The organism is Nitrospirillum goiasense, assembly GCF_034427435.1.
Taxonomy (GTDB): Bacteria; Pseudomonadota; Alphaproteobacteria; order Azospirillales; family Azospirillaceae; genus Nitrospirillum.
Genome location: NZ_JAXQNP010000002.1, coordinates 1,495,000 through 1,516,879, shown reverse-complemented (window position 1 = coordinate 1,516,879; position 21,880 = coordinate 1,495,000). Strand labels below are relative to the sequence as shown.

At 67.8% G+C, this 21,880-nt stretch carries 17 protein-coding genes and 1 pseudogene; 11 read left to right on the top strand and 7 right to left on the bottom strand.

Features of this window, described 5'->3' with window-relative positions:
• Positions 1 to 202: 202 nt before the first annotated feature.
• The gene (carB, locus tag ULB03_RS09505) at positions 203 to 3,484 is read left to right on the top strand and encodes a carbamoyl-phosphate synthase large subunit (RefSeq protein WP_322482919.1); all 3,282 of its coding nucleotides are present in this window, start codon (positions 203 to 205) and stop codon (positions 3,482 to 3,484) included.
• A 159-nt stretch (positions 3,485 to 3,643) separates the two neighbouring features.
• Positions 3,644 to 4,117, top strand: coding sequence for a transcription elongation factor GreA (gene greA / locus ULB03_RS09500; RefSeq protein WP_145617113.1), 474 nt, complete (start codon positions 3,644 to 3,646; stop codon positions 4,115 to 4,117).
• Positions 4,118 to 4,230: 113 nt separating this feature from the next.
• Here the strand turns inward: greA and ULB03_RS09495 are convergent, their stop codons facing one another.
• Positions 4,231 to 4,746 (bottom strand): Lrp/AsnC family transcriptional regulator, encoded by a 516-nt coding sequence (locus tag ULB03_RS09495; RefSeq protein WP_322482918.1) that lies wholly within the window; start codon positions 4,744 to 4,746, stop codon positions 4,231 to 4,233.
• Between the two features lie 132 nt (positions 4,747 to 4,878).
• Here ULB03_RS09495 and ULB03_RS09490 point away from each other — a divergent pair, with 132 nt between their 5' ends.
• The 5 genes from ULB03_RS09490 to ULB03_RS27395 all read left to right on the top strand — a co-directional run bounded on the left by ULB03_RS09490 (position 4,879) and on the right by ULB03_RS27395 (position 9,497).
• A complete protein-coding gene (locus ULB03_RS09490) occupies positions 4,879 to 5,904 on the top strand; it encodes a mitochondrial fission ELM1 family protein (protein WP_322482917.1) in 1,026 nt (341 codons plus the stop codon).
• A 225-nt stretch (positions 5,905 to 6,129) separates the two neighbouring features.
• Positions 6,130 to 6,834, top strand: a complete 705-nt coding sequence (locus ULB03_RS09485; protein ID WP_322482916.1) for a 2OG-Fe(II) oxygenase — start codon at positions 6,130 to 6,132, stop codon at positions 6,832 to 6,834.
• Positions 6,835 to 6,930: 96 nt separating this feature from the next.
• Complete coding sequence (locus ULB03_RS09480; protein ID WP_322482915.1) at positions 6,931 to 8,862, top strand: hypothetical protein; 1,932 nt, start codon at positions 6,931 to 6,933, stop codon at positions 8,860 to 8,862.
• A 135-nt stretch (positions 8,863 to 8,997) separates the two neighbouring features.
• Complete coding sequence (locus ULB03_RS09475) at positions 8,998 to 9,207, top strand: addiction module protein (RefSeq protein WP_322482914.1); 210 nt, start codon at positions 8,998 to 9,000, stop codon at positions 9,205 to 9,207.
• Positions 9,207 to 9,497: a type II toxin-antitoxin system RelE/ParE family toxin gene (locus tag ULB03_RS27395; protein ID WP_416211093.1), complete on the top strand. Its 291-nt coding sequence runs from the start codon at positions 9,207 to 9,209 to the stop codon at positions 9,495 to 9,497. Before ULB03_RS09475 ends, ULB03_RS27395 begins: the two co-directional genes overlap by 1 nt.
• 72 nt (positions 9,498 to 9,569) lie before the next feature.
• Here ULB03_RS27395 and ULB03_RS09470 read toward each other — a convergent pair whose 3' ends face one another.
• Entirely contained in the window at positions 9,570 to 11,696 is a 2,127-nt protein-coding gene (locus tag ULB03_RS09470) for a protein-disulfide reductase DsbD family protein (RefSeq protein WP_322482913.1), read from the bottom strand.
• Between the two features lie 304 nt (positions 11,697 to 12,000).
• Here ULB03_RS09470 and trxB point away from each other — a divergent pair, with 304 nt between their 5' ends.
• From trxB to ULB03_RS09450, 4 genes are all read left to right on the top strand, one after another.
• Positions 12,001 to 12,969: a thioredoxin-disulfide reductase gene (gene trxB, locus ULB03_RS09465; protein ID WP_322482912.1), complete on the top strand. Its 969-nt coding sequence runs from the start codon at positions 12,001 to 12,003 to the stop codon at positions 12,967 to 12,969.
• A gap of 296 nt (positions 12,970 to 13,265) precedes the next feature.
• Positions 13,266 to 14,180: a LysR family transcriptional regulator gene (locus tag ULB03_RS09460; RefSeq protein ID WP_145617095.1), complete on the top strand. Its 915-nt coding sequence runs from the start codon at positions 13,266 to 13,268 to the stop codon at positions 14,178 to 14,180.
• 431 nt (positions 14,181 to 14,611) lie between these two features.
• Positions 14,612 to 15,115 (top strand): PAS domain-containing protein, encoded by a 504-nt coding sequence (locus ULB03_RS09455; RefSeq protein WP_322482911.1) that lies wholly within the window; start codon positions 14,612 to 14,614, stop codon positions 15,113 to 15,115.
• A gap of 198 nt (positions 15,116 to 15,313) precedes the next feature.
• Positions 15,314 to 16,462, top strand: a complete 1,149-nt coding sequence (locus ULB03_RS09450) for a tetratricopeptide repeat protein (protein WP_322482910.1) — start codon at positions 15,314 to 15,316, stop codon at positions 16,460 to 16,462.
• A 164-nt stretch (positions 16,463 to 16,626) separates the two neighbouring features.
• Here the strand turns inward: ULB03_RS09450 and ULB03_RS09445 are convergent, their stop codons facing one another.
• From ULB03_RS09445 to gcvH, 5 genes and pseudogenes are all read right to left on the bottom strand, one after another.
• Complete coding sequence (locus ULB03_RS09445; RefSeq protein ID WP_322482909.1) at positions 16,627 to 17,796, bottom strand: aminotransferase; 1,170 nt, start codon at positions 17,794 to 17,796, stop codon at positions 16,627 to 16,629.
• A gap of 141 nt (positions 17,797 to 17,937) precedes the next feature.
• Entirely contained in the window at positions 17,938 to 18,330 is a 393-nt protein-coding gene (locus ULB03_RS09440; protein ID WP_322482908.1) for a hypothetical protein, read from the bottom strand.
• A gap of 256 nt (positions 18,331 to 18,586) precedes the next feature.
• A pseudogene (gene gcvPB, locus ULB03_RS09435) lies at positions 18,587 to 20,139 on the bottom strand (aminomethyl-transferring glycine dehydrogenase subunit GcvPB).
• On the bottom strand, positions 20,139 to 21,482 hold the full coding sequence (gene gcvPA, locus ULB03_RS09430) for an aminomethyl-transferring glycine dehydrogenase subunit GcvPA (RefSeq protein ID WP_322482907.1): 1,344 nt from the start codon (positions 21,480 to 21,482) through the stop codon (positions 20,139 to 20,141). Before gcvPA ends, gcvPB begins: the two are co-directional and overlap by 1 nt.
• Complete coding sequence (gcvH, locus tag ULB03_RS09425) at positions 21,482 to 21,856, bottom strand: glycine cleavage system protein GcvH (RefSeq protein WP_416211092.1); 375 nt, start codon at positions 21,854 to 21,856, stop codon at positions 21,482 to 21,484. Before gcvH ends, gcvPA begins: the two co-directional genes overlap by 1 nt.
• Positions 21,857 to 21,880: the final 24 nt, after the last annotated feature.

Here is a 21,880-nt window from a genome sequence, read left to right as displayed (position 1 = left end):
GGTTGCGATAGGCGCACCCCCCCACCCCATATGCAGCGCTTCCCCCGGGGCGGCGCCCCTTTATATAAGCGGCTCAGCCGAACAATCCCCCGCGCCATCACTCCAGGCCGGGGATTGTTTTGTGTGGCCGGAGTTTGGAGCGTCCCTTGCGGATGCCGGACGGACCGGGCGGTAGAATTCAAAAAAATGGCGGCTGACCCTCATGCCTAAACGCACAGACATCAAGTCCATCTGCATCATCGGCGCCGGCCCGATCATCATCGGCCAGGCTTGCGAATTCGATTATTCCGGTGTGCAGGCGTGCAAGGCGCTGAAGGAAGAGGGGTACCGGGTCATCCTGGTCAACTCCAACCCCGCCACCATCATGACCGACCCCGGCCTGGCCGACGCCACCTACGTCGAGCCCATCACCCCGGCCGTCGTCGCCAAGATCCTGGAGAAGGAGCGCCCCGACGCCCTGCTGCCCACCATGGGCGGCCAGACGGCGCTGAACACGGCGCTGAAGCTGTTCCATGACGGCACGCTGGATCGGCTGGGGGTCAAGCTGATCGGCGCCAAGGCCGACGTGATCGAGAAGGCGGAAGACCGACTGCTGTTCCGCGACGCCATGGACAAGATCGGCCTGGAAAGCCCCAAGTCGCGCATGGTGAAGTCGGAGGCCGAGGCCGCCGACGCCCTGGCCTTTGTCGGCCTGCCCGCCATCATCCGCCCCAGCTTCACCCTGGCCGGCACCGGCGGCGGCATCGCCTACAACAAGGCGGAGTACATCGAGATCGTCCGCGGCGGCCTGCGCGCCAGCCCGGTCAGCGAAGTGCTGGTCGAGGAATCGGTGCTGGGCTGGAAGGAGTATGAGATGGAGGTTGTGCGCGACTGCCGCGACAACTGCATCATCATCTGCTCCATCGAGAACATCGACCCCATGGGCATCCACACCGGTGACAGCGTCACCGTGGCGCCCGCGCTGACGCTGACCGACAAGGAATACCAGCTGATGCGCAACGCCTCGATCGCCGTGCTGCGCGAGATCGGGGTGGACACCGGCGGGTCCAACGTCCAGTTCGCCGTGAACCCGGAGAACGGCCGCGTCGTCGTCATCGAGATGAACCCGCGTGTCAGCCGGTCGTCCGCCCTGGCGTCCAAGGCCACCGGCTTCCCCATCGCCAAGATCGCCGCCAAGCTGGCTGTGGGCTACACCCTGGACGAGCTGGACAACGACATCACCGGGTCCACGCCGGCCAGCTTCGAGCCGACGATCGACTACGTCGTCACCAAGATGCCGCGCTTCGCGTTCGAGAAGTTCCCCGGCGCCGACGCCCTGCTGACCACCTCGATGAAGTCGGTGGGCGAGGCCATGTCCATCGGCCGCAGCTTCGCCGAGTCGGTGCAGAAGGCCCTGCGCTCCATGGAAACCGGCCTGACCGGCTTCGATGAGGTGGACCTGACCGGCGGCACCGGCGTGGTCGACCCGCTGAAGATCCGCGCGGCCCTGTCCAAGCCCACGCACGACCGCATCCTGGTCATCGCCCAAGCCTTCCGCCACGGCCTGACGGTGGAGGAAATCCACGCCGCTTGCCGTGTGGACCCGTGGTTCCTGCGCCAGATCCAGGAGGTCATCAAGGCCGAGGCTGGCGTGAAAGCCAAGGGTTTGAACGGCCTGACCAAGCGCGATTTCGCCGCGCTGAAGGCCCAGGGCTTCTCCGACGCCCGCCTGGCCACCCTGACCGGCAGCACCGAGGCGGCCGTGGCCGCCGCGCGCCGGGCCTTCAACATCCGCCCGGTGTTCAAGCGCATCGACACCTGCGCCGCCGAGTTCGCCAGCAAGACGCCCTACATGTACTCCACGTACGAGGGTGACGGCAGCGTGCCCGGCGACTGCGAGTCCGAACCGACGGACAAGAAGAAGGTGGTCATCCTGGGTGGCGGTCCCAACCGCATCGGCCAGGGCATCGAGTTCGACTATTGCTGCGTCCATGCCGTCTACGCCCTGCGCGAGGCCGGCTATGAGACCATCATGGTCAACTGCAACCCCGAGACGGTCTCCACCGACTACGACACCGCCGACCGCCTGTACTTCGAGCCGCTGACGGCCGAGGACGTGATCGAGCTGGTGCGGACGGAGCAGTCCAACGGCGAGGTGCTGGGCGTCATCGTGCAGCTGGGCGGCCAGACGCCGCTGAAGCTGGCGCGCGACCTGGAAGAGGCCGGCATCCCCATCCTGGGCACCAGCCCCGACGCCATCGACCTGGCCGAGGACCGCGAGCGCTTCCAGCAGTTGCTGCACAAGCTGAACCTGCGCCAGCCGGCCAACGGCCTGGCCCGCTCGCTGGAAGAGGCGGAGAAGGTGGCCGACCAGATCGGCTTCCCCGTCGTCATCCGTCCGTCCTACGTGCTGGGCGGCCGCGCCATGGAGATCGTCCATGACCAGGCCGGCCTGAAGCGCTACATGGGCAATGCCGTGAAGGTGTCGGGCAAGAACCCGGTGCTGATCGACAGCTACCTGCAGGACGCCATCGAGGTGGACGTGGACGCCGTGTGCGACGGCACCCAGGTCTACGTCGCCGGCGTGATGGAGCATATCGAGGAAGCCGGCATCCATTCCGGCGACAGCGCCTGCGCCCTGCCGCCCTACACCCTGCCCAAGCCGGTGGTGGACGAGCTGTCCCGCCAGGCCGAGGCGCTGGCCCATGGCCTGAACGTCGTCGGCCTGATGAACATCCAGTTCGCCATCAAGGCGAACCCCGACGGCGACGGCCCGGCCGGCCAGGACATCTATATCCTGGAAGTGAACCCGCGCGCCTCGCGCACCGTGCCCTTCGTGGCCAAGGCCACCGGCACCGCCATCGCCAAGATCGCCGCCCGCGTCATGGCCGGCGAAAAGCTGACGGACTTCAAGCTGGGCGGCGCCTTCCCGCCGCACACGGCGGTGAAGGAAGCGGTGTTCCCCTTCAACCGCTTCCCCGGCGTCGACATCCTGCTGGGGCCGGAGATGCGCTCCACCGGTGAGGTCATGGGCCTGGACCCCAACTTCGCCATGGCCTTCGCCAAGGCCCAGCTGGGCGCCGGCGTGACCCTGCCGACCACCGGCACGGTGTTCATTTCGGTTCGCGAACGAGACAAGCCGGCCCTGGTTCCGGTGGCCCGCCGCCTGGTAGACATGGGCTTCAAGATCGTCGCCACCTGCGGCACCGCCAAGGTGCTGTCGGCGGCCGGCATTGCGGTCAGCCAGATCAACAAGGTGCTGGAGGGCCAGCCCCACATCGTCGACGCCATGATCGATGGTGAGGTCCAGCTGGTGTTCAACACCACCGAAGGCGCGCAAGCCGTCTCCGACAGCTTCAGCTTGCGCCGCACCGCACTCGTCAATAACATTCCCTACTACACGACGGTCGCGGGTGCCCGCGCCGCCGTGGACGCCATCTCGGCGCTGCGTACCGGCAGCCTTGAGGTTGCGCCGCTTCAGTCCTATCTGAGCGGGACTTACTAACCTGCGGGTGATCGATCGACCTGGGGATGACGGCCGACCGGCCGCCATCCCGGGATCAAGATCACCCTCGGGAGGGTTTCTCGTTGTCGCGATGCGGCCCCCAGGGGCTCGCCCCAGGGGCAACGCCCCTGGGTTCTGAGTAACGGAATATCGAAGGCTATGGAAAAAATCCCGATGACGTTTGCGGGTTACACCCGCCTCCAGGAAGAACTGAAGCATCTGAAGGTCATCGAGCGGCCAGCCGTGATCAAGGCCATCGCCGAGGCGCGCGAGCACGGCGACCTGTCGGAAAACGCGGAATACCACGCCGCCCGAGAGCGTCAGAGCTTCATCGAAGGGCGTGTCATGGAGCTTGAGGACAAGATCAGCCGGGCCGAGGTGATCGACGTCAGCAAGCTGACCGGCAACGCCGTGAAGTTCGGTGCCACCATCCGCCTTGCGGATGAGGACACCGATGAGGAGTCCACGTACCAGATCGTCGGCGCGGACGAGAGCGACATCAAAAACGGCTTCCTGTCGATCACCAGCCCGCTGGCGCGCGCGCTGATCGGCAAGCATGTCGGCGACAATGTCGAAGTGACGACGCCCGGCGGCTCCAAGAGCTATGAGATCGTCGAGATCGCCTTCCGCTGACGCGGGCATGCCACCCCGGCATAGGCATCACGGCACTTAAAGAAAGGCCCCCGCCGGACAACCGGCGGGGGCCTTTCTTCATGGCGATCACGGGGACGGTACGCGGGACGGGATTATGCTTCCTCGTCCTCATCCTCCAGCACCTCGGGGCCCACATCCACGTCGATGGGAACACCGGGGGTGTATTTGGACTGGCGGATGGCCAGGGCCGATTTCACGTGGCTGACGTTGGGGGCCGCGGTCAGCTTCGTGGTCAGGAAGCGCTGGTAGCTGTCCCAGTCGGCGGCGACGATCTTCAGCAGAAAGTCGGTTTCGCCGGCCAGCATGCTGCATTCCCGAACCTCGGGCCAGCTGTTGACCATGCCTTCGAACTTCTTCAGATCCGCCTCGGCCTGGGAGGACAGGCCAACCTGGGCGAACACGGTCACGCCGAAGCCCAGGGCCTCGGGGTTGATGTCCGCGTGGTAGCCCCGGATGAAGCCAGCCTCTTCCAGCGCGCGGACGCGCCGCAGGCAGGGGGGCGCAGAAATGCCGGCCCGCCGGGCAAGTTCCACGTTCGTCATTCGGCCGTCCGCCTGCAAGTCGCGCAGGATACGCCGATCAATTCGGTCGAGTTTGACCCGCCGCATGGTGTTGTCTTGTGCTCCGGGGAGGGGTGGGATGGAAAGGATATTACATAGAATGCCGTGCGCCCCCAGGCAAGAAAGATTGTTGCGCGCGAAACGGTCCCATCCTTTTGCGATGCGCGCTACAGTGCCGGCATGAACGCCCAGAGCCCCCTGGCGGCATCGGCCGCCCACCCCACCCCGACGCCCGCAACCCCGCCCACCTGCTGGGTTTTATCCGACGGCAAGGCCGGCATGGAAAACCAGTGCCTGGGCTTGGCGGAGGCGGTGGGCGCCACCCCGGTGGTCAAGCGCATCCACCTGAAGACACCCTGGCGGCAGCTCAGCCCCTATCTGCCGCTGAGCCTGGACGGCAGCTTGACGCCCGACTCCGATGCCCTGGCGCCGCCCTGGCCCGACCTGCTGATCACGTCGGGCCGGCAGGCGGTGGGGGCGGCCCTGGCGATCCGCCGGCAAAGCCGCGGCCACACCTTCTGCGTCCATATCCAGAACCCCGGCGTGCCCTTCGGCCTGCTGGATCTGGTGGTCATGCCGGCGCATGACCGCAAGGTCGGGCCCAACGTAGTGGAAAGCCTGGGCGCCCTGCACCGCGTGACGGCGGCACGCCTGGCGATGGAGGCCGCGACGTTCGCCCCCCAGCTGGACCACCTGCCCCGGCCGCGCATCGCCGTGCTGGTCGGCGGCTCCAACGGCGTCTATCACCTGACACCGGCGGTGACCGCGCGATTGGCGGAGCGGCTGGCCGATCTGGCGCACCGGGGGATGGGGCTGATGGTCACCCCCTCCCGCCGCACGGGGGCGGAGAACGAGGCCGTGCTGCGCCATCGCCTGACCGGCCCGGACATGCCCCCGAACGCGGCCGTGATCTGGGATGGCACCGGCCCCAACCCCTATTTCGGCTATCTGGGCCTGGCTGACGCCGTGCTGTGCACCGGCGACAGCGTGTCCATGGTGTCGGAGGCGGCCAGCACCGGCAAGCCCACCTACGTCATCGGGCTGGAGGGCACGTCGGCGAAGTTCGACCGCTTCCACGCGCTGATGGTGGAACGCGGCGTCACCCGCCCCTTCACCGGCGTGGTGGAGGACTGGATGCCGGCCCCCCTGGACGACACCCCGCGCGTGGCGGCCGAGGTAGTGCGACGCATGGCCGCCCGGCGTTAGGGCCCCGACGGGACGCGCGGGTGCCGCCTGTGCTAGGATGCGACTGACCGTGGCCGCCTTTGCCCCGTGACCGCCTTTGCCAATGACTAAAGGGCGGTCATTGACGCCGATGCGCTGGCGCCCCATCTGGGGTGTGGTATTTGCGAGCCACTCTCAGCAAGAATGATTCTAAAGTACCGTCCTCCTGTCGGCCCCGCCGGGCGCCAGCCTAAAAGAAGCAGCACCATGATCGGCACCCCCTCCCCCTCGTCCGCGACCCTCGGCGCCCCGCTCGGCGCAGCCCCGGCCAACCCGACGACCGATCCGGGCCGGGCCATCGACCTGGACGCGTTCCGCGCCCAGCCGGTGGACCACAACCCCTTCGCCCATGTCATCATCCCCGGCTTCGTCCGGGCGGAGGTGCGCGAGGCCATCCACCGCGACTTTCCGGAAATCGAACAGCCGGGCAGCTTCCCCGCGCGGGAGCTGAGCTTCGGCCCCGCCTTCGCCGCCCTGCTGGAGGAAATCCAGGGGCCGGCCATGAAGGCGGCGTTCGAGGAGAAATTCGGCATCGACCTGACCGGCCACCCGACGATGGTGACCGTGCGCGGCCGGGCCAAGGCCCAGGACGGCCAAATCCATGTGGACAGCAAGAGCAAGATCATCACCGTGCTGATCTACATGAACCCGGCCTGGGAAACCGCCGATGGCCGCCTGCGCCTGCTGCGCGGGCCGGAGAGCCTGGACAACGCGGTGGCCGAGATTCCACCGGCCGAGGGTACCCTGCTGGCCTTCGTCAACGGCCCCACCGCCTGGCACGGGCACACCAGCTTCGTCGGCCCCCGCCGGGTCATCCAGCTGAACTGGGTGCAGGACGATGGCGTGGTGAAGCGGGAGCAGTTCCGCCACGCCTTGTCGGCCAAAATGAAGCGGCTGAACCCCTTCCGCTGAATCTGTGAAAACGGCGCGTCTGCCCGTATAACGCCCTGATGCGTCACCGCCGGTCTGCTCAAGGGCCGGCGGTCCCCTCGTCATTTGGACCCGTCCATGCCCCTCAAGATCGAAACCTTCAGCAACGTCACCGGCGGCAGCAGCTACTTCAAGGCCATCGGCCATCCGCTGGCGGCGGAACCGGCCAAGGCGCTGCTGGCCGATCTGCGGGCGGCAGGCCGGGTTGCGGTGTACGACCCGCTGAACATGCTGGAGCCGTTCGACGAGATCCACCACCTCACCAGTGTCGACGTGGTGGCGGTCTACGCCCAGGATGTGGCCAAGATCGGCCAGCCGCTGCTGGGCCGGCCGGCGCAGCCGGTCACCGCCCTGGCCGGGACGGCCGTGGACGCCGTGTTCGTGGCCGCCTTCGATGCCGAGCGGCTGGTGGCCCACATCCGGCACCTGATCCCCGCCAGCGCCACGGTCTATTCCCTGGACCCGCTGAAGCTGCCGGAGGAGTTGCTGACGGACCGCCGGACCTACCTGGCGCCGCTGAACTTCGCCACCAACTACGCCTTCTTCCGCGATGGCGCCGGCCACCACACCCGGGTGGTGACCGCCAACTACTGGTCCAGCTATGGCGCCGCCGAGCCCTATCTGTGGCTCTGCCTGTTCGGGGAGGACGGCCAGGTGCTGGCCCGCTGGACCCAGGAGTTGCCGGGCGCCGACGGCACCGTGGTCATCGACAGCGCCGCCGTGCGCCGGAAGTTCGATCTGCCGGAATTCACCGGCCAGCTCTTCATCCATGTGGTGGGGGCCGCCGGCCACGACGTGGTGAAGTACGCGCTGGACACCTATGGCGACGCCGCCGACACCCTGTCCTGCACCCACGACGCCAACGCCTGGCCGTCCGATTTTTACGCGGGACTTCCCGCTCCGCGCGCGGATGAGCGCGTGATCCTGTGGGTGCAGAACAGCCACCCCTGCCCCATCCCCGCCGGCGCCGTCGCCTTGAACCTCATGGGCCACGACACGGCCGTGGCGCTGGACCGCGAGGTGGCGCCCTACGCCACCTATGCCCTGGACGTGGCCAGCCTGCTGCCCGACGCCCGCTGGCCGCAGCAGGTGGAGATCCGCGCCGGCAAGCATTTCGTCCGCCCGCGCTATGAGGTCATCCGCACCGATGCCGCCGGCGCCATCCGCCACCGCATCGCCCACCCGAACGTGGAGCGCGTGGACCTGAAGCCGGACCCCAAGCTGGCCACCCTGACTAACCTGATGGGCAAGGGCTTCATTCTGCCCGCCCCCATCTTCCCGGCCAGCCGTTTCCGCACCATCGCCCTGCCCACCCCCATGGGCACGACGCAGAGCCACCTGCCCTTGACCGCCATCGTCTATGACGCCGACGGCACGGAGGTGGCGCGGCGCGACCTGGGCCGCCTGTCCCGGGACCATGAGACGGTGTTCGAGGCGGCGGATATCCTGGACGGCAAGAGCCTGCCCTCGGGCTACGGCCACCTGGAACTGATCTACGACTTCGCCGCCGGCGAGAACGACGCCGACGGCTGGCTGCACGCCCTGTTCCGCTATGAGGACGGCGTCAGCGGCCATGCCGCGGAAACCAGCTTCGGCGCCCACATGTTCAACACGGTGCTGACCTACAAGAACGAGCCGCAGTCCTATTCCGGCCGGGCGCCGGGCCTATCCACCCGGCTGTTTCTGCGCACCGGCATGGCGGCGGACGTGGACACGCTGTGCCACCTGATCTACCCCGCCAGCACCCCCTGGAACGCCCGCTCCAACACCGCCCTGATCCTGATGACCAAGGACGGGGAGGAGATCGCCCGCCGCACGGTCACCATCGCCTGCTCCGGCAGCTTCCACTTCCGCGTGGGCCAGACCTTCACCAGCGGTGAGATCAAACAGGCCGGCCGCGACGCCTACGTCCTGATCCGCGACACCACCTGCCGCCTGTTCGGCTATCACGGCCTGATCCGCGAGGGCGCCCAGGGGGCCTTCGCGCTGGATCACATGTTCGGGTTCTGAAGACGGCCAGCCCCAGGCGGACGTACAAAGGGCGGGCAGGCCACGGCGAGCAGGCCGCCCGGGTTGCGACTTGCGTCAGCTTCGGTGTCTAATGTCGCAACGACTCCAGTTCAGCCCCGCCCGGAGCATTTGGACATGGCCATGATCGACTATCGCCACATGACGCCCGCCGAAAAGCTCACCCTTATTGGGGAGATTTGGGAAAGCATCGAGGCCGACGCGATCCCCTTGACGGAGGCGCAGGCCGCCGAAATCAAGCGGCGCCTTGAAACGCTGGATGACGACATCCAGCACGGCATCGATGCCGACGCCTTGGAGGCGGAGCTTGACCGCCGCTTTCCGTAATGCGGGTTATCCTCACGCCGCAGGCGCGGGCTGAGTACATCGAAGCGATTGAATGGTACCGGCAGCAGGCGCCCGGTCTCGATAAACGCCTCCGCGCAGCCTTTACCGATATACGCAAACGGATCGCTGACGGTCCTTTGCGGTTCCCGGCAGCGACTGCGGACACACGCCGTGCCCGGCTCCGGGACTTTCCATACCTTGTCATCTACCGGCTCGCAGGCGACACCGTGCAGGTGGTCGCCTTTTTCCACACCAGCCGCAGCCCGCGGCGGTGGCAGCGCCGGATGTAACGGGCAGCCCCCTGTAAGCGAAAGGGCCGGCGGATCGCTCCGTCGGCCCTTTCGCTTTCGCGCACCGTGACCTCACTGCGCGCTGGCGCTTTGCTTGGGCAGGCTGCCCACCGCCTCCAGCACCTGGGCCTCGGTCAGGATCTGCGGCCACACCTCGGCCTCCGCCTGGCCGGGGCGGTAGAACAGGTAGAGGGGCACACCGCTGCGGCCGTGGGCCTGCAGCACGCGGGTGATCTCGGCGTCGCGGTTGGTCCAGTCGCCCTTGAGCAGGGCGACGTTGTGGGCCTTGAAGGCGGCGTGCACCGTGTCGCTGGAAAGGGCCACGCGCTCATTCACCAGGCAGGTGATGCACCAGGCGGCGGTGAAGTCCACCAGCACGGGGCGGCCATCGGCACGCAGCTTGTCCAGGGTGGCGGGGGAGAAGGCCTCGAATCCATCCGTCATGGCCACGGCCTTGCCGGAAGCGCCACCGGCGGACGCAGCGGACGCCACACCACCGCCGGCCTGCGGCACCACCGCCGCGACCGCCAGGCCCAGAGCCACCAGGGCCGCCACGGCCCCGCCGCGCCGGGCCCAGCCCTCGGCGTAATGCGTGACGCCATAGAGCCAGGCGGCGAAGCCCACCAGCACCAGGCCGACCAGGATGCCGGTCATGCCCGGCGCCCCCACCTGAACCGCGAACACCCAGACCAGCCAGGCGGCGGAGCCATAGAGGGGGAAGGCCAGCACCTGCTTCAACCGCTCCATCCAGGCGCCCGGCTTGGGCATATGGCGCAGCAGCCAGGGAGAGCAAGCCAGAGCCAGGAAGGGCAAGGCCATGCCGAAACCCAGGGCCAGGAAAACGGCCAGCGCCACATACCACGGCTGGACCAGGGCATAGCCCACGGCCGCCCCCATGAAGGGCGCCGTGCACGGCGTGGCGACGACGGAGGCCAGCACGCCGGTGAAGAAGGAGGCGGCGTAGCCGTCGCCCTGGGTCAGGCCCTGGCCGGCGCCCATGAACTGGTCGCCCACGGTGAAGACGCCGGACATGCTGAGGCCCAGCAGCAGCATGACGTAAGCCAGGACGGCCACCACCAGGGGCGACTGCAACTGGAAGCCCCAGCCGATCTCCTGCCCGCCGGCGCGCAGGGCCATCAGCACGATGGCGATGGCGGCGAAGCAGGCCAGGACACCGGCGGTGTAGACCAGGCCATGCAGGCGGGCATGGGCGCCCTGATGGCGCACCAGGGCCATGGCCTTCATCGACAGCACCGGGAAGACGCAGGGCATCAGGTTCAGGACCATGCCGCCCAGGCACGCGAACAGTACCGCCTGCCACAGGGGCAGGGCGGCACTGTCGGTGAGCGGGGCCGCCGTCCCACCCGCCGGCGCCGCCGCGGCCCCATCGGCGGGCAGGGCGATGGCCAGCGCCTGGGTGGTGGGCTGGCCGTTCACCAGTTCCGTCACCTCCAGGATGCCGTTCACCGGGCCGGGCTTGGCGCGGCCCGTGGGCTTCAGGGTCAGCGTCAGGCCATCCTTGGTGACGGACAGCGGCTGCGGCGCGCCGGCCTCCACCAAATCGGGGTTCTCGGCGAAGAAATAGGCGTCCTTGACCTGGGCCTCCGTCAGGCCGGGAGCGGCCAGGCGCAGGGTGACGGCGGTCTTGGCGCTGCTGACGCTGGCGGCATACGGGCTGGGCACCGGCAGGGCCGCCCGCGCCTCCGCGAACAGGGGCGCCACGGCCGGGTCGGCGGTGCCGCTGGCGGCGACCGGCACGTCGAGGGTCAGGGTGGCATCCTCGGGCACGCAGACGTCGGCGCAGATCAGCCAGTTGGCGGCAGCGGTCAGGGTGACGGTTTCACCGGGCTTGGCGTCGGCCGGCACGTCCAGGCGCGCCAGGATGCGCGTGGCCTTTTCATAGCCGTAGTTGACCAGCGGACCGGTGGTGAAGCGATGCGGGGCCGGGAAGTTCAGGGGACCCGCCGACCAGCCCGCCGGCAGGGTCCAGGTGACCTCCGTCGGCAGGCCCGAGTCGCCGGGATTGATCCAATAGGTGTGCCAGCCGTCCTGCAACGTCTGGTCCAGCGCCACCCACAGTGGTTGGCCGGGAACGGCGGGCCCTTCGGCCACCAGTTGGCTGAGGGTATGCTCGGTCTTGACCGGGGCGGCGAACGCCGACCCGCCCGCCAGGCCGGCCAGCGCCAAGAAAGCCGCCATCCATTTCCTGAAACCGCCCATCACCGCCGCATCCCACAGTTCGTCCACAAAACCCATCCCCCTGATGTAGTGCATGATGGCGGCCGCCGCCATGGGGGAATGGCCGCACGCCCAAGCCCATCCGGCCTGATGCGGGAGCAGGGCTCCGCCCCCCTCTCTGTGACGTCTGCCGTTGAGCGCCGGGCCGCTTGCCGGTATCGTCCGGCTCGACGTGAAATTCCGCGCCTGTCCCACCATATCTAGAGGGCGGCGAGGGCCCGGCCCCCAATGAAGGGCGCCCCCTCCCCGGCCAGGAACAGTTTCCATGACCACCCATCGCACCAAGGTCCTGATCATCGGCGGCGGCCCCGCCGGTTACACCGCCGGCATCTACGCCGCCCGCGCCAACCTACAGCCCATCCTGGTTCAGGGCATGCAGCCGGGCGGCCAGCTGATGATCACCACGGAGGTGGAGAACTACCCGGGCTTCGCCCAGGCGGTGCAGGGTCCCGACCTGATGGAACAGATGCGTCAGCAGGCGGAGCATGTGGGCACCACCCTGGTGTACGACGTCATCACCTCCGTCGATTTCAGCCAGCGCCCCTTCGTCTGCAAGGCCGACAGCGGCGACGAGTTCGTGGCCGACACCGTGATCATCGCCACCGGCGCCCAGGCGCGCTGGCTGAGCGTGCCCGGCGAGCAGGAGTTCCAGGGCGCCGGCGTGTCGGCCTGCGCCACCTGCGACGGCTTCTTCTTCCGGGGCAAGGAGGTCGCGGTCATCGGCGGCGGCAACACCGCGCTGGAAGAAGCCCTGTACCTCACCCACCACGCCGCCAAGGTCACCCTGATCCATCGCCGCGACAGCTTCCGCGGCGAGAAGATCCTGCATGACCGCGTCTTCGCCAACCCGAAGATCGAGGTGCTGTGGAACCACAAGGTGGAACGGGTGCTGGGCAAGGGCGGGGCCGCCGACGGCGGCTTCGACATCAACAATCCCAAGCAGGTCACCGGCCTGGCCCTGGCCAACACCGTCACCGGCGAAGGGCGGGAACTGGCGCTGGACGGCGTGTTCGTCGCCATCGGCCACGACCCGGCCACGGCCATCTTCAAGGGGCATGTGGAGATGGATGACGAAGGCTATGTCGTCACCGCCCCGGACAGCACCCGCACCAACGTGCCGGGCGTGTTCGCCGCCGGCGACGTGAAGGACAAGGTCTTCCGCCAGGCGGTCACCGCCGCCGGCATGGGCTGCATGGCGGCGCTGGAGGCGGAACGCTTCCTGGGCGGCCACTGACCGCCATCCAGGCTTCCGAGTCGGGGGAAGGGCGCCGCGCCCTGGTACGGCGGCGCCCTTCTTTGTACCGATGAATGGTATCCGTTCAGGGGACGAACGGTTGGGCGTTGCCAAAACGGCACGCTATGGGGCTAAAATGCCTTATCAGTCTATGGCCTAACCGTGTGGACACCCACAATCGGTAGCGTCTCGGACAAGCTGGGTATATATTCTTTGCATGGCGGCCCGCTTGAGGCCGTCATTTCCGACGGTTCCGCCCGCGGGGCCGCACAGTCTTTGACGCATAAGGACCGGGAATGGACTGGGACAAGCTTCGCGTTTTCCACGCGGTGGCGGAGGCCGGCAGCTTCACGCATGCCGGCGAGACCCTGAACCTCAGCCAATCGGCCGTCAGCCGGCAGATCAGCGCGCTGGAGGAAAGCCTCCATGTGCCGCTGTTTCATCGCCATGCCCGCGGCCTGATCCTCACCGAACAGGGTGAGCTGCTGTACCGCACCGCCCGCGAGGTGTTCGCCAAGCTGTCGATGACAGAGGCGATGCTCTCGGAAAGCAAGGAACACCCCAAGGGCCCCTTGAAGGTGACCACCACGGTCGCCTTCGGCTCCACGTGGCTGACGCCCCGCATCCGGGAATTCCTGTCGATCTATCCGGACGTGCAGCTGACCCTGCTGCTGGACGATAACGAGCTGGACCTGTCCATGCGTGAGGCGGACATCGCCATCCGCATGGTGCCGCCGCGCCAGCCCGACCTGATCCAGCGTCACCTGATGACGGTGCGCACGCACCTCTACGGCCACCGCACCTACCTGGAAAAGCGGGGCACGCCGGAAACGGTGGAGGAGCTGCAGAAGCACGACCTCATCGCCTATCCGTCCGACGCCAAGGCGCCGGTGCCCAACATCAACTGGCTGCTGGCGCTGGGCGACCCGCCGGGCGGCGAGCGCGACACCATCTTCCGCGTCAACAGCCTGTACGCCCTGTACAAGGCGGTGGAAAGCGGCCTGGGCATCGCGGCCATCCCCGACTACATCATCTCCGAAAGCAATCCCGACCTGGTCCGCATTCTGCCGGACGTGACGGGCCCGCGCATCGACGCCTACTTCGTTTATGCCGAGGAACTGCGCCATTCCAAGCGCATCGCGGTCTTCCGCGACTTCCTGGTCAAGAAGGTCGCCGAAACTTTCCCCGCGACGCATGCGCCTACCGCATAGCTGAGACGGGTAATCACCCCTTTAAACGGGGCATCAAAAGATTAAATATCTGGTCATCGGATGTTGCGACGCAGCATCCGATGTTTCCTCCAGGATGCCCGTCCTGGAGTGGGCCTTCGGGCCCAACGTCTCCCAGACGTGAAGCCTCCCTGTTCAACTCGCCGGTAAGTCATCGACTTACCGGCAGTTTTTTTACTAGGTGGTTTTAAAGTAACCTATCGGGTTACCACCAGGCCCTTGCGAATGCCACGGACCTGGCACTCTGGTTTACTTGCCTGATCCACAACAGCCGTCGCACATTCCACGCCGGGATGAGGACGGGTTGTTGCCGTTTTCGCGCCCCATCCAGGCCTTACAGGAAAAAGGCCACGCCGATATGTGGCGCCCTCTGTGGAATATAAGGATAGGGACGAAAAATGACTGGACCGGCCATGCGGAATGCGACAACGGTCGCCCGCTTCCCTTTGCAAATCCAAAGCAATAACCTGCGACTTCTGCACGACTATTGGGAAATCATGCGCGGGGATCGCGCCTTCCCTGAAGCGTCCGAGGTGGATGTGGTGGACCTTCCCATGTCGCCGGGCGGGGTCATGCTGGTGGACGTGGCGCCCAACCAGATGGCCTTCACCCTGAAGTGGGTGGGAACGGACTATGTTTTGTGGTTGCGCCGGGAGTCCACCGGCCTGCAGCTGGAGGACCTGCCCCCCTCCCCCAACACGGTGCCTTTTGCGCAAATGCTGCGCCGGGCCGCTGACAACTGCCAGCCCCAAGCCCGCAGCCTGCCGGCCGCGCCTTCCATGAACATTCCCGCCGCCGAACTGGTGGTGCTGCCCTTGGGCGGCCCCCTGGGCGGTGTCAACGCCGGCAAAGTGGCCCGCCTGCTGGTCGGCTGCGCCTTCGACCGCAAGCGCCGGGGCTTGCAGGTCATCGGCTGATTTTTTTTGCGCTGCAGCTGGTAACGCTATCACCCACCCTTTCGTGGACCTCCCCTGAGGGGACTGCTAACGTGGATGCAGGGCCTGTCGATGGGCCCACGGTCCGCGTAAAGGGCTCAGCCCAGTCGATGGCACCCTCCCCTCCCTGACTTCCTGCCCGATCATCGCGGACCCGGGGCCCATGGAAGGAAGGCCGTCATGATCGATAGGTCCTCGCCCGGCGACACCCGGCAGATTCCCGTGCGGGCGCTGCCCGCCCACCCCAGTCTCGACCATCTGCGCAAAGAGGCGAAGCGACGCCTCAAGGATCTGCGCCAATCAGTGCCCAGCGCCCAACTGGCCGAGGCGCAGCGCGAAGTGGCCCGCGATTACGGCTTCACCAGTTGGCGCCGGCTCGTGGCTGTGCTGAGCCCCGTCGCGCCCAGTTCGTCTGAATTGCCCTATAACTGGGGCTGGGATTTGGCCCGGAGGACGGCCGACGCCCAAGCCCGGGGAGATGGCGCGGCTGTCGAGGTGGCTTATCGCGCCCTGATCGCGCAGAAGCCGCCGGGTCTGGCGGAGTTGGAAGCAAACTTCGCGCAATTCCTGTTAACCCGTCCTGACGGTGGGACTGAGGCTCGGGCCATTTTCCGCCGGCTGCTGCGCCAGCCGACCGCCACCATCCTGGCCCATTACGCCACCTTCGCCCAAGGCGCCGGCATGGTCGACCTGGATGGACGGGAACAGATTTATCGCCGCGCCGTGGCCATGGACGACAATCTGCTGGCCACTCATCATTACGCCGCCTTCCTCTGGCATGAACGGGGAAGCCCAACCGAAGCCCTGCGGTTGGCGCGCATCGCGGCGGAGGGCGACACGCCGCATCCCCTGGTCCAAGCCATTTACCAGGGCATCTACGCCGCCATGGCATGGCACAACGGGGATGCGGCCACAGCGGAAACTTGGTTCCGCCTGGCGCGGGCCCGCTCCAAGGACGATGTGTATGCCACCCTGGCCTTCGCCCATATGCTGACGGCGACCGGACGGGAATCGGAAGGCCTGACGCTGGCGGCGGAGGTGGTGGCACATCAACGCCTGGCAGACCTCGGCCCCCTCCTGGCGAGATGGTTCGGCGCGGTCGTAAACTTCCTGCGCTATGCCCACGGCGACGCCGGCCAGCGGACCGAGGCGCTCCTGGCCCTGGAAACCGCCCCTGTCCCTCCACAGGCCACGTCCAATGCCCTGGACCTCTGGCGGACGGTCAAGGCGGCGACGGCCAATGGCCACCCGGCGCCACAGCGGCTGGTAACTCTTGCACAAAGCCTTACAGGGCAAAGCGCTCCTTCAAACGCGTGGAGATCGAAGTGACAAACGTGAACCTTTGCCCCTCTGAGAGCGCCCAAGAGGCGGCCCAGCAACGCTCAAAGCAGCAAGAAAAGTCCTCCAAGCCAGGCGCTCTTCTGGAGGTTCTGGGCAAGGCCAAGGGAGACCAGCCGCCCCGCCCCGGGGACGAGGTGGAATAAACGCCGCCGTCACCGGCCAAAGAACTCCTTCAGGCGCATGACGGCGCCGTCCAGGATGGCGTCCTGCTTGCTGAAGCAGAAGCGGATGAGGTGGGTGGGCGCATCCTCCTCATAGAAGGCGCTGACCGGGATGGCGGCCACGCCGGCGTCGGTGGTCAGGCGCCGGCAAAAGGCGGCGTCATCCTCGGTGGCGCGCCGTCCGCGAACACCACTGATATCCGCCACGACGAAATAGGTCCCCTGCGACGGCAGCACGGGCAGGCCGGAGGAGGCCAAGCCCGCCGAGAGCCGGTCGCGCTTGGCCTCCAGCGCCGCCGCCAACAGGCCGAAATAGGCGTCGTCCTTGGCCAGGCCATAGGCCACGGCCGCCTGAAGGTTGGGTGGGGTGGTGAAAGTGAGGTACTGGTGCGCCTTGGCCACCGGCTGCAACAGGTCCGGCGCCGCCGTGACATAGCCCACCTTCCACCCCGTCAGGGAAAAGGTCTTGCCGGCGGAGCCGATGCGCAAGGTGCGCTCCCGCATGCCGGGCAGCGCCATCAGGGGAAGGTGGCGGCGACCGTCGAACACCAGGTGCTCATAGACCTCGTCGCACACCGCCAGGCAGTCGTGGGCGATGATCTGGTCGGCCAGCACGCGCAATTCCTCCGCCGACCAGACCTTGGCCGCCGGGTTCAGGGGGTTGTTCAGCACCACCAGCTTGGTGCGGGGGCTGAAGGCGGCGGCCAGTTCGTCCGGGTCCACCGTCCAGCCTGGCGGCCGCAGGCGCACGAAGCGGGGGATGCCGCCGGCCCGGCGGATGATGGGGACATAGCTGTCGTAGAGCGGCTGGAACAGCACCACCTCGTCCCCTGGCTCGATCAGGCCGAACAGGCAGGCGGCCAGCGCCTCGGTAGCACCGGAGGTCACCATCACCTCCCGTTCCCAATCCACCTCCAGCCCATAGAAGCGGGCGGCGTGGGCCGCCACGGCCTGGCGCAGGGCCGGCAGGCCCATCATGGGCGGATACTGGTTGTTGCCCTCCAGCAGGGCGCGGGCGGCCACCTGCAGCACATCCTCCGCCCCCCGGTCGTCCGGGAAGCCCTGGCCCAGGTTGATGGCGTTGTGCGTGGCCGCCAGCCGCGACATGGCCTCGAATATGGTGGTCCCGTATCCCGACAGGATGGCGTTGCCTGATCGCACCCGGGTATCTCCCCAACCTTTTCAGCCTTGCGCGGCGGCGCTTATGGTCCTGGGCAAACAGGCAATGGTCAAGGCGCTGAAAAAGCAAGGGCCGAAGCGATGCTCACGCTCCGGCCCGGCTGGGAAACTGAAGGAGATGGTTCAGGCGTTGCCGGCAGGCGTCTGGAACGCCAGGGCGCGGGCGCTGTCGTTGGCGGCCACGTCGTTGGCGGCCACGTCGTTGGCGGCGGCCAGCACCTTGGCGGGCACCCGGACCTGGGCCGCCCGGTGGCGATGCCGCCAGGCGTCGAAACGGCCGAACAGGGGGCGGACCAGGCGCGGGGCGTGGTCGCGCGCCCGGACATAATGCCGGCGGGCCGAAACCGAGCTGCGCAGCACCATCAGGCCACCCACCGCCAGCAGCGGCGTGGAAACCGGGCCGGGAATGGGCAGGGACAGCACGCCCAGGCCCATGACCAGCCAGCCGGACGCCTGCAGCGCCGGACGGCGCAGGCGGGCGATCTCAACCCTGGGCAAGCTGGCAACGGTCAACATGGGGATGGTCCCGGCGGAAGGTCGCGGCATCGGATCGGCCGCGTGGTGAGTGATGCCGGGAGATTTGGCCGAAATTGAGATGGAAGCTAGGCCCCTGCGGGGCAATGCCGATTTGTGTGCGCTGCAACCCGTCCGGGTGATCCACCGGAAAGGCGGCGAAACCAGGATCTGATCCCAAAGAATAAGGGCGGAACCCAAGGATTCCGCCCTTTTCCCAATCATGCCGCCGGGCCATGGTGGCGGCCCGAAGCCATCGTCACGCCGCCGGCGGCGTCCAGCGCAGGACTGGCTTGCGCGCCGCCGCGGTCTCATCCAGGCGACGGCGGGGCGTGTAGCGGGGGGCGGCCAGGAAGTGGGCGGCATCGCCCGCCTTGGCCTTGCCCGCCAGGTGACGCATGGCGCCGACGAACTGGTCCAGCGTCGCCTTGGACTCGGTCTCCGTCGGCTCGATCAGGAAGGCGCCGTGCACGACCAGGGGGAAATACATGGTCATGGGATGGAAGCCTTCGTCGATCATCGCCTTGGCGAAGTCGAGGGTGGTGACGCCCGTGTCCTTCAGGAAGCGGTCGTCAAACAGCGCCTCATGCATGCAGTAGCCGTCGAACGGCACGCTCATGAGGTCCTGCAGCCGCGCCTTCAGGTAGTTGGCGTTCAGCACGGCGTCGCTGGAGGCCTGGCGCAGGCCATCGGCGCCATGGCTCATGATATAGGCCAAGGCGCGGACGAACATCCCCATCTGGCCGTGGAAGGCCTTCATGCGGCCGAAGGGCTGCGCGCCCCCTCCACCTCGCCCGCATGCTCCACCAGGCGCAGGCCGTCCTTGCCGTGCACCACGAAGGGCAGCGGCGCGTACGGGGCCAGCGCGTCGGACAGGACCACCGGGCCGGAACCCGGACCGCCACCGCCATGCGGGGTGGAGAAGGTCTTGTGCAGGTTGATGTGCATGGCGTCCACGCCCAGGTCCGCCGGGCGCACCCGGCCGACAATGGCGTTGTAGTTGGCGCCGTCGCAGTAGAAATAGCCGCCGGCGGCATGCACCGCGTCCGCAATCTCCTTCACCTGGGGCTCGAACAGGCCGCAGGTGTTGGGGTTGGTCAGCATGATGCAGGCGACGTCGGGGCCCAACTTGGCCTTCACCGCCTCGACACTGACGCGGCCGTTGGCCTCGGCCGGGATGGCGTCCACGGTGAAGCCGCAGAAGGCCGCCGTGGCCGGGTTGGTGCCGTGCGCCGACTCCGGCACCAGCACGCGGGTGCGGCTGGTCTCGCCCCGGGCCCGCAACGCGGCGCGGATGGCCATCAGGCCGCACAGCTCGCCATGGGCGCCGGCGGCCGGCGACATGGCCACGGCCGGCATGCCGGTCAGGGTCTTCAGCCAATGGGCCAACTGGTCGATCAGCTCCAGAGCACCCTGGACGGTGGACTGCGGCTGCATCGGGTGGATGTCGCCGAAGCCCGGCAGACGCGCCAGCTTCTCGTTCAGGCGGGGGTTGTGCTTCATGGTGCACGAGCCCAGCGGGTACATCGTGCTGTCGATGCCCAGGTTCTTCTGGCTGAGGCGCGTGTAGTGGCGCACCACCGTCGGCTCCGACAGGCCGGGCAGGCCGATGCCCTCGCGGGCCTTCAGGCCGCCCAGGCGGCTGGCGACGGCCGGGGCCGCCTCCAGGTCCACGCCGGTGACGCCGGGGTTGTCCAGTTCGAAGATCAACGGCTCTTCATGCACCAGGGCCCGATTCCCCGTATAGGTGGCCACATCGCTGCCGGCGGCGGATTCCGCGTCCGGCGTGGTCTTGCGTCCTTGGGTGTTCATCACTTCGACCCTCCCAGGGCCTGAACGAGGGCGTCCATGTCGTCTTCGGTGGTCGTCTCCGTCACCGCCACCAGCAGCAGGTCGGCGAGATCCGCCTGGCCGGGGTGCAGGCGGGAAACAGGCACGCCGGCCAGCAGCGGTTCCGCCGCCAGCCTGTCCACCAGCGCCGCGGCGTCGCCCGTCACCTGGACGGTGAACTCGTTGAAGAAGCCCTGGTTCAGCACGGTGACGCCGGCCGCGGCCAGCTTGTCCGCCAGTTGCGCCGCCTTGGCATGGTTCAGCCGCGCCAGGCCGGTGAAGCCCACCTCACCCAGCAGCGACAGGTGCATGGTGAAGGCCAGCGCGCACAGGCCGGAGTTGGTGCAGATGTTGGAGGTAGCCTTCTCGCGGCGGATGTGCTGCTCCCGCGTGGAGAGGGTCAGCACGAAGCCGCGCTTGCCGTCCGCATCCACCGTCTCGCCGCACAGGCGGCCCGGCAGCTGGCGCACGAACTTGTCGCGGGTGGCGAACAGGCCCAGGTAGGGCCCGCCGAAGTTCAGGCCGTTGCCGATGCTCTGGCCCTCGGCCACCACGATGTCGGCGCCCATGGAGCCGGGCGACGGCATGAGCCCCAAGCTCACCACCTCGGTCACCACCACGACCAGCAGGGCGCCCTTGGCGTGGCAGGCCTCGGCCAGGGGGGTCAGGTCGGCGACATGGCCGAACAGGGTGGGGTTCTGCACCACGACGCAGGAGGTCTTGTCGTCGATGGCGGCCGCCAAGTCCTCGATCCCCTTGGGATCGGCCGGCAGGGTCACCAGGTCCACGCCCAGCACGCCGGTGGTGGTGGCCGTCACGTCGCGGTAGTGCGGGTGCAGGCCGCCGGACAGCACGGCGCGGTTGCGGCGCGTGACGCGGTTGGCCATCAGCACCGCCTCGGCGCAGGCCGTGGCGCCGTCGTACATGGAGGCGTTGGCCACATCCATGCCGGTGATCAGCGCCACCTGGGTCTGGAACTCGAACAGGTACTGCAGGGTGCCCTGCGTCACCTCGGGCTGGTACGGCGTGTAGCTGGTGAGGAACTCACCGCGCGTCAGCAACTGGTCAACGGAAGCCGGCACATGGTGGCGGTAGGCGCCGGCGCCCAGGAAGCTGGGGCAGCTGCCCGCCGGCACGTTGCGGGCGGCCAGGCGCGACAGGGCGCGTTCCACCTGCAGCTCGCCCTGGTGATGGGGCAGGCCGGCGATGGGCTGGTCCAGGCGGGCCGCCACCGGCACGTCGCCGAACAGCGCGTCCACCGACGGGGCGCCGATGGCCGCCAGCATCTCCTGCCGGTCGGCCTCGGTCAGGGGCAGATACCGCATCAGTGCTGACCTTCCACGAAGGCGTCATAGGCGGCCTGGTCCATCAGGCCGTCCAGCTGGGCCGCGTTGGCCAGGGTCATCTTGAAGAACCAGCCGGCGCCCTGCGGGTCGCTGTTGACCAGGGACGGGTCGTCGACCACGGCCTGGTTGCCCTCGACCACCGTGCCGTCCACCGGCGCGAACACCTCGCTGGCGGCCTTCACCGATTCCACCACGGCGGCGTCCTTGCCCTTGGTCAGGGCGCGGCCGGCCTCGGGCACCTCGACGAACACCACGTCACCCAGCTGGCTCTGGGCGAAGGTGGTGATGCCGACGGTGGCGACGTCGCCGTCCAGGCTGATCCACTCATGGTCTTCGGTGAAACGGATGGTCATGATTCTGCTCCTCGGGGGGAAAGG

What these genes read in the sequence shown, in the direction of transcription:
- carB (WP_322482919.1), top strand. Translation starts at nt 203, where the DNA reads ATGCCTAAACGCACAGACATCAAGTCCATCTGCATCATCGGCGCCGGC.
- greA (WP_145617113.1), top strand. Translation starts at nt 3,644, where the DNA reads ATGGAAAAAATCCCGATGACGTTTGCGGGTTACACCCGCCTCCAGGAA.
- ULB03_RS09495 (WP_322482918.1), bottom strand. Translation starts at nt 4,746, where the DNA reads ATGCGGCGGGTCAAACTCGACCGAATTGATCGGCGTATCCTGCGCGAC.
- ULB03_RS09490 (WP_322482917.1), top strand. Translation starts at nt 4,879, where the DNA reads ATGAACGCCCAGAGCCCCCTGGCGGCATCGGCCGCCCACCCCACCCCG.
- ULB03_RS09485 (WP_322482916.1), top strand. Translation starts at nt 6,130, where the DNA reads ATGATCGGCACCCCCTCCCCCTCGTCCGCGACCCTCGGCGCCCCGCTC.
- ULB03_RS09480 (WP_322482915.1), top strand. Translation starts at nt 6,931, where the DNA reads ATGCCCCTCAAGATCGAAACCTTCAGCAACGTCACCGGCGGCAGCAGC.
- ULB03_RS09475 (WP_322482914.1), top strand. Translation starts at nt 8,998, where the DNA reads ATGGCCATGATCGACTATCGCCACATGACGCCCGCCGAAAAGCTCACC.
- ULB03_RS27395 (WP_416211093.1), top strand. Translation starts at nt 9,207, where the DNA reads ATGCGGGTTATCCTCACGCCGCAGGCGCGGGCTGAGTACATCGAAGCG.
- ULB03_RS09470 (WP_322482913.1), bottom strand. Translation starts at nt 11,696, where the DNA reads ATGGCGGCTTTCTTGGCGCTGGCCGGCCTGGCGGGCGGGTCGGCGTTC.
- trxB (WP_322482912.1), top strand. Translation starts at nt 12,001, where the DNA reads ATGACCACCCATCGCACCAAGGTCCTGATCATCGGCGGCGGCCCCGCC.
- ULB03_RS09460 (WP_145617095.1), top strand. Translation starts at nt 13,266, where the DNA reads ATGGACTGGGACAAGCTTCGCGTTTTCCACGCGGTGGCGGAGGCCGGC.
- ULB03_RS09455 (WP_322482911.1), top strand. Translation starts at nt 14,612, where the DNA reads ATGCGGAATGCGACAACGGTCGCCCGCTTCCCTTTGCAAATCCAAAGC.
- ULB03_RS09450 (WP_322482910.1), top strand. Translation starts at nt 15,314, where the DNA reads ATGATCGATAGGTCCTCGCCCGGCGACACCCGGCAGATTCCCGTGCGG.
- ULB03_RS09440 (WP_322482908.1), bottom strand. Translation starts at nt 18,330, where the DNA reads ATGTTGACCGTTGCCAGCTTGCCCAGGGTTGAGATCGCCCGCCTGCGC.
- gcvPA (WP_322482907.1), bottom strand. Translation starts at nt 21,482, where the DNA reads ATGCGGTATCTGCCCCTGACCGAGGCCGACCGGCAGGAGATGCTGGCG.
- gcvH (WP_416211092.1), bottom strand. Translation starts at nt 21,856, where the DNA reads ATGACCATCCGTTTCACCGAAGACCATGAGTGGATCAGCCTGGACGGC.